The sequence below is a fragment of the Agromyces protaetiae genome (assembly GCF_030866785.1).
GTDB classification, from domain to species: domain Bacteria; phylum Actinomycetota; class Actinomycetes; order Actinomycetales; family Microbacteriaceae; genus Agromyces; species Agromyces silvae.
Genome location: NZ_CP133018.1, coordinates 840,068 through 852,738, shown reverse-complemented (window position 1 = coordinate 852,738; position 12,671 = coordinate 840,068). Strand labels below are relative to the sequence as shown.

The 12,671-nt window shown below is 69.0% G+C and carries 11 protein-coding genes; 7 read left to right on the top strand and 4 right to left on the bottom strand.

Annotated elements, in window-relative coordinates; genetic code table 11:
• Positions 1-40: 40 nt before the first annotated feature.
• Positions 41-1,393 (bottom strand): ABC transporter substrate-binding protein, encoded by a 1,353-nt coding sequence (locus tag QU602_RS03925; protein ID WP_308798883.1) that lies wholly within the window; start codon positions 1,391-1,393, stop codon positions 41-43.
• A 229-nt stretch (positions 1,394-1,622) separates the two neighbouring features.
• Between QU602_RS03925 and QU602_RS03920 the strand changes: the two genes are divergently transcribed.
• The 6 genes from QU602_RS03920 to QU602_RS03895 all read left to right on the top strand — a co-directional run bounded on the left by QU602_RS03920 (position 1,623) and on the right by QU602_RS03895 (position 7,587).
• On the top strand, positions 1,623-2,321 hold the full coding sequence (locus QU602_RS03920) for a GntR family transcriptional regulator (RefSeq protein WP_308798882.1): 699 nt from the start codon (positions 1,623-1,625) through the stop codon (positions 2,319-2,321).
• 224 nt (positions 2,322-2,545) lie between these two features.
• Positions 2,546-3,532 (top strand): sugar phosphate isomerase/epimerase family protein, encoded by a 987-nt coding sequence (locus QU602_RS03915; RefSeq protein WP_308798881.1) that lies wholly within the window; start codon positions 2,546-2,548, stop codon positions 3,530-3,532.
• Positions 3,529-4,539, top strand: a complete 1,011-nt coding sequence (locus tag QU602_RS03910) for a 3-hydroxyacyl-CoA dehydrogenase family protein (protein WP_308798880.1) — start codon at positions 3,529-3,531, stop codon at positions 4,537-4,539. The genes QU602_RS03915 and QU602_RS03910 overlap by 4 nt, the downstream gene beginning before the upstream one ends.
• The gene (locus tag QU602_RS03905; RefSeq protein WP_308798879.1) at positions 4,536-6,302 is read left to right on the top strand and encodes a dihydroxyacetone kinase family protein; all 1,767 of its coding nucleotides are present in this window, start codon (positions 4,536-4,538) and stop codon (positions 6,300-6,302) included. Before QU602_RS03910 ends, QU602_RS03905 begins: the two co-directional genes overlap by 4 nt.
• Positions 6,299-6,790: a ribose-5-phosphate isomerase gene (locus tag QU602_RS03900; protein ID WP_308798878.1), complete on the top strand. Its 492-nt coding sequence runs from the start codon at positions 6,299-6,301 to the stop codon at positions 6,788-6,790. Before QU602_RS03905 ends, QU602_RS03900 begins: the two co-directional genes overlap by 4 nt.
• Positions 6,784-7,587 (top strand): triose-phosphate isomerase family protein, encoded by an 804-nt coding sequence (locus QU602_RS03895; protein WP_308798877.1) that lies wholly within the window; start codon positions 6,784-6,786, stop codon positions 7,585-7,587. Before QU602_RS03900 ends, QU602_RS03895 begins: the two co-directional genes overlap by 7 nt.
• 101 nt (positions 7,588-7,688) lie before the next feature.
• Here QU602_RS03895 and QU602_RS03890 read toward each other — a convergent pair whose 3' ends face one another.
• From QU602_RS03890 to QU602_RS03880, 3 genes are all read right to left on the bottom strand, one after another.
• Positions 7,689-8,195 (bottom strand): bifunctional nuclease family protein, encoded by a 507-nt coding sequence (locus QU602_RS03890; protein ID WP_308798875.1) that lies wholly within the window; start codon positions 8,193-8,195, stop codon positions 7,689-7,691.
• Between the two features lie 90 nt (positions 8,196-8,285).
• Positions 8,286-9,047 (bottom strand): alpha/beta fold hydrolase, encoded by a 762-nt coding sequence (locus tag QU602_RS03885; protein ID WP_308798874.1) that lies wholly within the window; start codon positions 9,045-9,047, stop codon positions 8,286-8,288.
• A complete protein-coding gene (locus tag QU602_RS03880) occupies positions 9,044-9,877 on the bottom strand; it encodes an alpha/beta fold hydrolase (RefSeq protein WP_308798873.1) in 834 nt (277 codons plus the stop codon). The genes QU602_RS03885 and QU602_RS03880 overlap by 4 nt, the downstream gene beginning before the upstream one ends.
• A 307-nt stretch (positions 9,878-10,184) precedes the next feature.
• Here QU602_RS03880 and QU602_RS03875 point away from each other — a divergent pair, with 307 nt between their 5' ends.
• The gene (locus QU602_RS03875) at positions 10,185-12,548 is read left to right on the top strand and encodes a glycoside hydrolase family 65 protein (RefSeq protein WP_308798872.1); all 2,364 of its coding nucleotides are present in this window, start codon (positions 10,185-10,187) and stop codon (positions 12,546-12,548) included.
• The last annotated feature ends 123 nt before the right edge of the window (positions 12,549-12,671 follow it).

The window sequence follows — 12,671 nt, the reverse complement described above, 5'->3', positions numbered from 1 at the left end:
GCTCGCGAGGAACGCCCCGACCGGCTCGGGTTCGTGCCGCTTACTGAAGCGTGAAACCCTGATCTGTCGCGTATTGTTCGAGCGTCTCCTGGTAGGTCGCGAGCGCCTCATCGATCGTCGCGTCGCCTTGCAGAATCGAGAACTGCGCCTCGGTCAGCTTGTCGTACGCGAATGTCTGGAAGGGGCTGAAAGTGAAGCCGTCGTACGCGGCCGCTGCCTCGATGAACACGTCCTTGTTGATCTGCTGATCGTTGAAGAACGGATACTTCAACTCGACGAAGTAGTCCGACTCGAGCACGGGCAGATAGGTCGGGAAGAGGGCGCCCTCCTCGATGCCGACCCGCCATGCCTCCTCGGTACCGAAGAGCTCACGGGCGACGGTCGCTGCGGCGTCCGGATTCTTCGCCTGACTCGTGACGCCGAACGAGGAGCCGCCCCAGTTCACGAACACCGGGTTCTCCGGATCCCACTGCGGCAGCGGTGCTGCGGCCCAGCGCGCGTCGGGGTCGGCCTCTTCTTCGAGGCCCATGAGGTAGCCAGGACCCCAGGCCGCCGCCAGGTAGGTCGCGTGCCGGCCGTTGACGACAGCGGTGTTGAAGTCGGGCGTCGAGCGGTCGTCGGCGCTTGCGATCCCGGCGTCGATGAGTCCGAACCAGTACTCCAACACCTGCCTGGTCGCCTCGTCATCGACGTCGATGCCGATCTCCTCGACGTTCTCGGTCGAGAACTCGAAGGGCACGTTGCCCGCCTGCGCGAACAGGGCCTGGCTGAACGAGCGCCCATTGGTGGGGTAATTTCCGAGGAAGCCCTCCGAACCGGCGTCCTTGAGCTGCTGTGACGCAACCGCGAACTCGTCCCAGGTCGTCGGCACCTCGATTCCGTTCTCCTCGAAGATGTCGGCTCGGTAGAGCATTCCGACCGGGCCGAGGTCGACCGGCACGGCGTAGACCGCGTTGCCGCTCGAGACGTCCTTCCAGGCGCCGGGCGCGTACGAGGACTCGAGGTCGGCGGCACCATGCTCGGTGAGGTCGACGAGGCCGTCACGGATGCTGAAGCTCGGGATCACCTCGTTCTCGAGTTGGATCACGTCGGGGGCGCCGTTGCCGGCCTCGAGCGCGGTGCTGAACTTGGGGTAGACCTCCTTGCCGACGCCCGCGTTGACCCAGCACACCTGCAAGTCTTTGTGGGCGTTGTTGAACACGTCGACGACGCCTTCGAACGCGGGGTACCAGGCCCAGACGGTGACCTGCTCGGCGTCGGGGTTGACGATGGTGTTGGCGCACGCCGCGCTGTCACCGCCCCCGGCTTCGCCGCCGGTATCGGCGGCGCACGCCGAGAGTGCCAGGAGCGCGGCGGCGGACATCGCCGCCGATGCGAGGAGCCTCTTTCTCATTGCGACTGTTCCTTCCGAAGATGCACGAACGCATGTGATTAGGGGGAAGCACGAGCACTCCGGCAAACACGCCTTCGTGTTTCATGTTTCCTATAGGATAGAGGGAGTGGCAAAGAATGTCTAGAGAATGCCGGATCTGCGTGCTCCGCTCCATACGATGAGTGGCAAGGCACCGTTGAACGCGTGGCTCAGCGTTCGGGGGCGAACGATTCGGTGATTGTGAGTAGGCATGTCGTTCAGTAGTGGGTCGGACATCGATCGACGAGGTCTGCGCGAACATGTCTACGACGCGATCCTGCGCACGTTGCTGGACGGTGGCGTGGAGCCGGGCGGACGACTCTCCATCGACACGATCGCGCGCGAGCTCGACGTCTCCCCGACACCGGTGAGGGAGGCGCTCGTCATGCTCGAGCGCACGGGGCTCGTCACGCGCGTCGCGCAGAAGGGGTACCGGATGGCACCTGCGCTCGACGACCGACAGCTGGACGAGTTGTTCGAAGCACGGATCCTGTTGGAGGTCGAGGCGACCCGCCTCGCCTTCCCGCATCGGGGTGAGCTGATCCCAACCCTCTCGAGGGTCATGCAGGAGCACGAGGAGCGAGCCGAGCACATCCTCGAGATCATGGGGGAGGGCGGCGTGCCGCCCGAGTTGACAGCCGCGTACTTCGATATCGACGGCGAGTTCCACAACGCGATCTTCGGCCACGCGGGAAATCGATACGTCTCGGAAATGTACGAGACGTTGGGCGCGCGCAGCTATCGGATGCGGCAGGCGGTGGTCCGCGGCGTGCACGACGTCCGGGACGCAACTGCGGAGCACCGCGCCATCCTCGACGCCTTCGTCGCGGGCGATCAGAAGGCCGTCACGGCGGCCATGCGGACCCACATCGAGAATGTGCGGCGGCGCTCGCTCGAAGATAACCGCTGACGCGCCGGCGGTCACTGAGCGCCGCAGGTTACGCGGGGCACGGCTGTGGTGCGGTTCGGCGATTCACAATCGGTCGCTGCACGCCTGATCGCGGGCAGTGGCACCCAGGGGCGACAGCAGGCCGGCCCGGCCGGCCGGGCCATGCCTTGTATCCGTGGCGCCCGCGAACTATCCTTCCTATAGGAAATAGCATATCTGACTTCCAATACCGCAACGGAGCACATGTGAAGCACGACCTCCTCCCCACTGATGGCGCCTGGCAGGTGGCGACCTGCCTGCACGGCATCCCTGTGTCCAACCGCGACGGCGTGGCGTTCCACGATGCGCCGCTCGAGATCTGGGACCGCGCACTCGCGGAGATCGAGGGGGTCGGCTTCACCCTCGCCGAGCTCGCCGACAGTCACGTGCGGCCGGCCGACCTCGATCGGACTCGGCTGCACGACCTGCTCGCGCTCGCGCGATCCCACCACCTCCGATTCCCATCGGTCCATGTGCAGCGCCGCAGCGTGATCGAGCCCGGTCGAGGGTCCGAGAATCTCGACTACGCCCACCGCACGATCGACGCCGCGGCCGCGATGGGTATGACCGTCTTCTCCACCGGGCTGCATCAGCCCTTCACCCTGGCTCAGCGACAGGCGCTCTGGTTTTGGACGGAGCAGGGTGCCAAGGACCCCGACGACCCTGACGTGTGGGCGCTCGCCGTCTCACGGCTCCGTGAGCTCGGTCGTCATGCCGCCGACGTCGGTCTCAGCATGTCCCTCGAGATGTATGAGGACACCTATCTGGGCACGCCCGACAGTGCCGTCCGGCTCGTCGAGGAAATCGGACTCGAGAACGTCGGGCTGAACCCCGACATCGGAAACCTCGTGCGCCTCCGACGCCCGCAGCAGGACTGGCGGGAGATGTTCGCGAAGACCCTTCCCTACGCAAACTACTGGCACCTCAAGAACTACTCCCGAGACGAGGCGTCCGACGCCTCGTCGATCGCCGTCACGCCGACCTCGCTCGAGGGCGGACTCATTAACTATCGAGCCGTCATCAATGAGGCGATCGACATCGGATACGAAGGGATCTTCGTGATGGAGCAATACGGGGGTGACAGCCTCGGCGTGTGCGCGACCAACCGCGAGTACGTGTTGGGTGTGCTCGACGTTCGCGCGCGCGTCGATGCGTCGGCATCGGCTGGGCTCCCCAAGGGGCTCAGCGCATGAGTGGACAGCAGATCGCGGTCGTCGGCTCCGGGTACATGGGGGGCGGTATCGCCCAGGTGTTCGCGATGGCGAACGCGTCCGTCACGATTGCCGACGTCTCTCCTGAGGTCGCGCGTGCCAACTACGACCGGCTTGTGGCCGAGACTCGCGAGTTCGTCGACGCTGGTCTCTTCCCCGCCGACGCGGTCGAGCTCGTGCGTGCGAACCTCCGTGCGGCGGAGTCGATCGAGCAGGCCGTCGCTGACGCCCAATTCATCGAAGAGGCCGTGCCCGAGAGACTCGACATCAAGCATGCCGCGCTCGCCCGGATTAGCGCAGCGGCAGCGCCCGATGCGATCATCGGATCGAACACGTCTACGATCCTGATCGGCTCGCTCGCCGAGGCGGTCGAGCGCCCCGAACGATTCCTCGGAGTGCACTTCTCCAATCCGGCGCCGTTCATCCCGGGCGTCGAGCTCATCCCGCATTCCGGCACGGATCCCGCAATCCTGCCCGTCGTCGAGGATCTCGTCGCCGCGGCCGGGAAAGAGACCGCCCGGGTCAAGGACGCGACCGGGTTCGTCCTCAACCGCCTGCAGTATGCGCTCTTCCACGAGGCGACCCAGCTCGTGGAAGAGGGCGTCGCATCGGCTGACGACATCGACACCATCGTGCGCACCACGTTCGGCTTCCGGCTGCCGTTCTTCGGACCATTCGCGATCGCCGACATGGCCGGACTCGACGTGTACTCGTTCTGCTACACGTCCTTGCAGACGAAGTGGCCGGAGCGGTTCGCGACGCCAGCATCGCTGAGCGCACTCGTCGAGGCCGGTCGGTTCGGAACGAAGACGGGTGCCGGATACCTCGAGATCGGCGCCGAACGGACCGCCGACCTCATCGCGTATCGCAATCGCGCGTACGCCCAGATGCAGCGCTTGCTCTACGAGCTCGGTCCCGCGCCGATCGCGGATCCCGGCGACGAGCAACAGCGCTTCGCCACGCCGGCCACAGAAGGGGCGGGGCAATGACCCGACTCCACAACGAGCCGGCTGACTTCGCCGAGGAGGCGATCGACGGGTTCGTGGCCGCGAGCGGGCGCTGGGTGCGCCGGGTACCCGGAGGCGTGCTCCGAGCCGCGCCCGGAACCTCGGGGTCGGTCGCCGTCGTCATCGGCGGCGGGTCGGGCCACTACCCCGCCTTCGGCGGACTCGTCGGCCATGGCCTCGCCCACGGGGCGGCGCTCGGGAACCTATTCGCGTCGCCGTCGGCGCAGCAGGTGCGCCAGGTAGCAGAAGCGGCCGACCAGGGCGGTGGCATCCTGCTCACCTTCGGCAACTACGCCGGCGACGTCGCCAACTTCGGCCGGGCCGCAGATGCGCTTGTCGCCGCGGGTACCGACGTGCGGATCGTCGCCGTCACCGATGACATCTCGAGCGCCCCGCTCGAACAGCGTCACACGCGCCGTGGCATCGCCGGAGATCTCGCGGTGTTCAAGGTCGCCGGAGCCGCCGCGGAGCGCGGCTACTCGCTCGACGACGTCGAACGAGTAGCGCGCACGGCGAACGAACGGACCCGATCGTTCGGTGTTGCGTTCTCCGGATGCTCCCTGCCGGGAGCGCACGACCCGCTCTTCAACGTGCCCGAAGGGCGAATGGCGGTCGGAATGGGCATCCACGGCGAGCCGGGCATCGGTGAACGAGATGTCCCCAGCGCGAACGACCTGGCCACCCTGCTCGTGCGCGACCTCCTCGAGGAGACGCCCGACGAGGCTCGCGCCGGCCGTGGACGGATTGCAGTGATCGTCAATGGTCTCGGCTCGGTCAAATACGACGAGCTTTTCGTGCTCTACGCCGCCGTCGAACGCTTGCTCACGGCTGCGGGGCTCGAGATCGTCGAGCCCGAGGTCGGTGAACTGGTGACGAGCTTCGACATGGCCGGCGTGTCGCTCACGCTCTGCTGGCTCGACGACGAGCTCGAGATGCTGTGGCGCGACCCGGCCGACGCTCCGGCGTATTCGAAAGGATCGGTCGTTCAGGCGGAGGCGTCCGCGAGTTCGGCTCATGATTCCGGCGGCGACGTACCGTCCGCCACGCAGCCCGCCGCGCTCCGCCCCGGCTCGCCCGCCTCGCGCGCGGCCGCCTCGCGGATCGCGGACGGTGCGCAGGCGGTCGCGCACATGCTCGCAGATCGAGCGGACGAGCTCGGCCGCCTGGACGCCATCGCCGGCGACGGCGACCATGGCATCGGCATGGTCCGCGGATCAGGCGCAGCGTCGGCGGCCGCACGCGCGGCCGCCGATGAGGGCGCTGGCTCGCGGACCGTGGTGGAGCGCGCATCCGATGCCTGGTCCGATCGTGCGGGCGGGACTTCCGGCGCACTCTGGGGCGCGATGCTCACATCCATCGGCCTCGCGCTCTCCGACGAGACCGAGCCCACGACTCAGGAGGTCGCCGACGGCGTGGTCGCGGCTGCGGAGGCCGTGCTCGGGTTCGGCGCATCACTCGGCGACAAGTCGATGGTCGATGCCGTGATTCCGTTCCGCGACGCACTCGTGAGCCGGCTCGATGCGGGTGCGACCCTGGTCGAGGCTTGGGATGCCGCAGCCGCCGCCGCGTCGGATGCGGCGCAGGCCACGGCCGATCTGCTGCCGCGTATCGGGCGCGCGCGACCCCACGGCGAGAAGAGTCTCGGCACGCCCGACGCCGGGGCGGTGTCGTTCGCCGCTGTCGCCGAGGTCGTGGGCGCGAGGCTCCGAGCCGAGACGACTCCGAAGGATGGCCCAGTTCGATGATCGAACCGCTTCGACTGGTGGTCGGGTCGGATGACGCCGGCTTCGCATACAAAGAGGCGCTACGCGCCGACCTGGAAGGCTCCGAGCTTGTCTCTTCCGTGCGCGATGTCGGAGTCGCCTCCGACGGCCACACACCATACCCGAGCATCGCGACCACCGCAGCCGAACTCGTCGCCGCAGGTAAGGCCGATCGTGCGCTGCTCATCTGCGGAACCGGGCTCGGAGTCGCGATCGCCGCGAACAAGGTCCGCGGCATCCGCGCGGTCACGGCTCACGACTCGTTCTCGGTCGAGCGCGCGGTGCTCTCGAACGATGCCCAGATCCTATGCGTAGGCCAGCGCGTCGTCGGCCTCGAGCTCGCACGGCGGCTCGTTCGCGAGTGGCTCGCGTACCGTTTCGACCCGACCTCGGCCTCTGCCGAGAAGGTAGCGGGCATTCTCGCCTACGAGCGCCGCCAGCCGGTCGTGCCCGCGGATCGCTCGTGCTGACGCACGCGGTGGTGGCCCCGTATCTGATCGGTGTGAGCCACAAGATGTACCTCAGCCATGCCCGGGCGATTGCATGGACATCGGCGGTGGCCGAACTCGCTCTGGATCACCCGGCGCTCGTCGGTGGGCTGGCCGAGTTGTTCGTCGCGCCGTCCCATGTGGCGCTCGCACCCGCGGCGGAACTGCTTCGCGGAACCGGAGTGCGGCTCGCTGCACAGGATGCGTCCTGGATGGATACGGGCGCATTCACGGGTGAGAACAGCCCAGCTGTGCTGGCGGAGGTCGGGTGCTCCATGGTCGAACTCGGCCACGCCGAGCGGCGAAGGCTGTTCGGCGAGCACGACACGATGGTGGCGAAGAAGACGCAGGCGGCCTTTCGCAACGGCCTGACGCCGATCCTGTGTGTGGGCGAGGTCGATCCCCGAGGAGATGCGGCTAGGTTAGCCATCGCGCAGCTCGACGCCGCACTCTCCCTGGTCGACGACGAAGGGACGACTGGGCCCGTAGTTGTCGCGTACGAGCCGGTCTGGGCGATCGGTGCGGACCGGCCGGCGCCGACCGACCACGTCGTCGAGGTCGTACAGGCCATCGATACCCATCTCGCGCAGCATCCGTTGCGACCGGGCAGTCGCGTGATCTACGGCGGGAGCGCAGGCCCGGGCACGCTCGCCCGCTTCGGGGGCGAGGTCCGGGGACTCTTCCTCGGTCGATTCGCGCACGAGCCGGCCGCGCTGCGTGATGTGTGTGACGAGGTCGCTGCGCTCGTCGAGGCGTCCATCCGACCCGCGTTCGACTAGCGCGTGCTTGACAGTTGCGTGGTCCACGCGATGTCGGCGCACATCGATTGATCTGTCAGACACGTCCCATCTGCACCCGACCCGGCAGATGACGCGGCGGGCTAGCCTTGGAAGTCCTCGGGGTCGACCTCGTCGAGGAAGCGTTTGAACTCGTCGAGCTTCGCCTCGTCGGGCTCCTCATCGGCATGGATGTCAGCCATCTCGGCCGGGATCCCCGCCTCGGCCAGCACCTCGTCAGCGACGAAGATCGATGCGTCGGTGCGCACGGCGACGGCGACGGCGTCCGATGGCCGGGCGTCGATGACGCGCGTGCCCGTCGGTGTCGACAGCGTGATCTCAGCGAAGAACGTACCCGCCTCGATGCGGGTGACCTCGACCCGCGTCACCTCGGCGCCGAGCATCCCGAGCAGCGACGTCATCAGGTCGTGCGTCAGCGGGCGAGGCGCCCGTTCGCCGGAGATCGCGATGAGGATCGACGTCGCCTCCTGCGTACCGATCCAGATGGGCAGGACCCGGGACTCATCGTCGTCGTCGAACAGCGGCTTGAGCAATACGATGTGCTGCCGCGCGGCGTCGAGCGCGATCCCGAGCACCCGAACCTGGACCATGACGCCTCCCGCCCGCGACCGCGGGTCACACTGCCAATGGTAGGGCGGATCGGGCGCATCGGGGCCAGTCGCGCAGCACCGGATGCCTCGCTACGGCGCGTCGTCGAGGCGCTCCGTCGTAGAGTCCAGCCACGCCGAGAACCGCGCGTCGAAGGCGTCCGGATGCGAGAGCATCACGCCGTGCCCGCCGCCCTCGAACATCGCGAGCTCACTGGCGGCCCATCGGTCGTGCAGCCGGATCATGCCGCGGCGCAGCGTGCCGCGTTCGCGCGAACCCATCATGAGCAATGCCGGTCGTTCGGACGCGGTCACCGATTCGGGGACCGCGAACGTGAAGTTCGCCCGGGTGAGGTTCACAAGGGTGTTCGCCGACATGGCGCGCGACAGCGCGAAGTAGTCGGCGAAGTCGGCATCGGGCACGAACAGGGTTCGGGCCTGCGCCCGTGCGAAGCGCTCGTTCCTGGTCAGGCCGATCATGGGCCGCAGCAGCCCCACCGACGCCGCCATGGACGGCATCGGCTCGACGATCGAGCTGACGACGACGAGTCGGCCAACCCGGTCGGGATGCATCGCCGCGAGGGTCAGCGCGACCTGGCCGCCGAGCGAGAAGCCGACGACGGTGGCGGGCGGGCCGGGCCGGTCGAGCCCGGCCTGCTCGGCGACCGAGCGCGCTGCTGCCTCGTGGTCGCCGAACTCCTCACCCGGACGCGCGGGGTCATGCCCCGGCAGCGTCGGCGTGCACACGTCGAACCGGGTCGAGAAGGCGTCGGCCTGCGCGCGCCACATCCATGGCCCGACGCCGCCGCCGTGGATGAGGACGAGCCGTTCGGCCGCGTCGCGCGAGCCGCTCACGCCCCGCCCGCCTCGGGTGGGCGGCCGGCGAGGAAGGCGAGGGCGGCCTGCCGATACGCTCTGGAACCCGGCGAGTTGAAATGGTGCCGGCCCGGCACCTCGAAGAAGTGTCCAGCGGGCGTGGCGGCGGCCAGGGCGCGAGACTGCTCGAGGATCGCGTCTTCGCTGCCGGTTGCGAACAGCACGGGTTGCGCGGGCGGATGCACCGGGTCGGGGTCGGCATCGCCGAGGCGCATGCCCTCGGCGAGTGCGACGAGCGCGAGGATCTCATTGCCCGGGACACGCTCGGCGAGCGTGACGTAGTTCTGCGTGACGCGGTGGTCGATCGGAGTCCCCGACTCGGCGTAGGCGCGCGCCTGCTCGATCTGCAACCGCGCGAGCGGCCGGCCGTCGGGGATGCCGCCGAGCACCGCACGCTCAACGCGTTCGGGCGCCTGCACCGCCAACTGCCAGCCGACGCGAGCCCCGAGCGAGTATCCCGAGTAGCGCACGGCGTCGAGCAGATACGTGTCGAGCACGGTGACCAGGTCCTGCACGAGCGCGTCCATGGTGTACTCCGACGACTCGTGCGGCTTGTCGCTCGCGCCGTGCCCGAGCTGGTCGACCCCGAGCACACGGAAGCCGGCGCGGGTCAGGTCACGCACCCACCCGGTGCTCACCCAGTTGTCGCGGCAGCTCGACGCGAACCCGTGCACGCACAGCACGGTCGGCGCGTCATCGTCGTCCCGCGCGTCGGGGTCCCACACGTAGGTCGCGATGCGCCGCCCCTCGGCGGTCATCACGTACTGCGGGGACGGCATCGCGGTGATCGCCGGGTTGGGAGCAGCCATGCGCTCATTCTTCCCTGCCGCTCCTGTGCCACACGCACAGTACCCAAATTCCCTGCTCAGGAAGGACCGGCCGACACACCGACCTGGAAGCGTGTGCCCCCGGCGTGTCCGCCAATTCTTCCTGAGCAAGGAAACGCAGGCGTGTGGGAGATCAGCCCTGGTACCCCTTAGCATCCGGTCGGTTCGCAGGCAACCGGGCATGGCTGCCACCCGGCTGGCGCGGGTCCGTCGGTATGTTCGAGAGCGTGGCACGCACCGAGACGTCCGATGATGCTGCCGGCTGCGCAGCCGAAGAGACCCACGACGCATGACCGACCCCCTTCCCTTCGACGTCGCTCCGTGGAGCATCGGCCTGAGCGGCCTCGACGAGTCGGAGCTCGCGCACCGCGAGTCGGTGTTCGCACTGTCGAACGGTCACGTGGGATGGCGCGGCACGCTCGACGAGGGCGACCCGCACGGCATCACGGGCAGCTACCTGAACGGTGTGTTCGAGCGGCACCCGATGCCCTACGCGGAGGCGGGCTACGGCTACCCGAGCTCGGGCGAGAGCGTCATCAACGTGCCGAACGGCAAGGTCATCCGGCTGTTCGTCGACGACGAGCCGTTCGACGTGCGCCGCGGCGAGGTGCACCGGCACGAGCAGCGCCTGGACTTCCGTGACGGCACCCTGCACCGCGAGGTCGAGTGGACGTCGCCGGCGGGCCGGCGCATCAGGGTCACCTCGACCCGGCTGGTGTCGCTGTCGCACCGCCCGGTCGCGGCGGTGCGCTACGTGGTCGAGGCCGTCGACGGCCCCGCCACGATGACGCTGCAGTCCGAGCTCGTCGCGAACGAGGCCCTGCCCGAGGTGCACCCCGACGACCGGGTCAAAGAGGTGCTCGACGAGCCGCTCGCCGCGTGCGGCGCGTTCGTGCTCGGCACCTCGGCGACGCTCGTGCACGAGACGTATGAGAGCGGTCAGCGCATCGCGGTCGCGATGGACCACACGGTGTCCGCACCGGGCCGGGCGATCGTCGAGACCGAGGTCTCCGACCATCTCGCCCGCACGACCATCAGCGCCCGCCTCGAGGCGGGCGAACGACTCGAGGTCGTCAAGCACGTGGGCCACGAGTGGTCGGCGACGCTGGACCCGCAGGCGCTCCGCGATCGAGCGGATGCCGCGGTCGACGAAGCCCGGCGTGCTGGCTGGGCGGGCCTCACCGCCGGCCAGCGCGAGCGACTCGACGCCTTCTGGACGTGCGCCGACGTCGAGATCGAGGGTTCGCCGCGCCTCCAGCAGGCGGTGCGGTTCGCCCTGTTCCACGTCTTCCAGTCGGCGGCGCGACTCGAGGTGCGCTCGGTCCCCGGCAAGGGGCTCACCGGCGCCGGCTACGAAGGGCACACCTTCTGGGACTTCGAGGGATTCGTGCTCCCCGTGCTGACGTCGACGGCGCCCGAGGCGGCGCGGCAGGCACTGATGTGGCGGCACGCGACGCTCGATCACGCGCGCGAGCGCGCGCGGCAGCTGAAGCTCGCGGGGGCGGCGTTCGCGTGGCGCACCATCGACGGGCGAGAGAGCTCGGGCTATTGGCCGGCGAGCACCGTGGCCTTCCACGTGAACGCCGACATCGCCGCGGCGGTGCTGCACTACGTCCGGGCGACCGGGGACGACGCGTTCCTACGCGACGTCGGCGTCGAGCTGCTGGCCGAGACGGCGCGGCTCTGGATGGCGCTCGGCCGCTGGGACGACGACGGCCGCTTCCACCTCGATGGCGTCACCGGACCCGACGAGTACACGGCGGTCGTCGACGACAACGTGTTCACGAACCTCATGGCCGGGCAGAACCTCGAGTTCGCGGCGGCGGCCGCACGTCGTCACGCCGATCGGGCGCGCGACCTCGGCGTGACCGGCGACGAGATCGACGCCTGGGAGAGGGCGGCGGGCGCCGTCGCGATCCCGTTCGATGAGCGGCGCGGGGTGCACGCCCAGTCGGCGGGCTTCACCGATCACGCGCGCTGGGCGTTCGAACGCACGACGGCCGACCAGTACCCGCTGCAAGCGCACTTCCCGTACTTCGACCTCTATCGCAAGCAGGTCGTCAAACAGGCCGACCTCACGCTCGCCATGTTCTTCGCGCCCGACGCGTTCACGCCCGAGCAGAAGGCCGCGAACTTCGGCTACTACGAGCAGCTCACGGTACGCGACTCGTCGCTTTCGGCGGCGGTCCAGGCGGTCGTCGCGGCCGAGGTCGGCCACCTCGATCTCGCCGCCGACTACCTCGCCGAGGCGGCGACCCTCGACCTCGACGACCTGCACGACAACACGGACGAAGGGATGCACATGGCCTCGCTCGCGGGCATCTGGACCGCACTCACGTGCGGCTTCGGCGGCATGCGCGACAGCGACGCCGGGGTACGGTTCGCGCCGCGGCTGCCGCCGCAGCTCACGCGCATCGCGTTCGGCATCAAGCTCGCGGGTCACACGCTCCGGCTCGAGGTGCGACCGGATGCCACGACCTACCGTCTGAGCGACGGCCCCCCGGTGACCGTGCATCACTTCGGCGAGCCGGTCGAGCTCGAGGCGGGGCATCCGCTCACCCTGCCGACGCCGCCGCTGCCCGACGCCGGTCCTCGCCCGACCCAGCCGAAGCATCGCGCTCCGCGCCCCTTCGCGGAGGCGCTCCGCGCCTGACCCCCGACACTCCCACCCGGCCCGACCCCCGACGCTCCCTCGCCGACCGACGCTCCCTCGCCGACCGACGCTCCCTCGCCGACCGACGCTCCCTCGCCGACCGACGCTCCCTCGCCGAGCGGT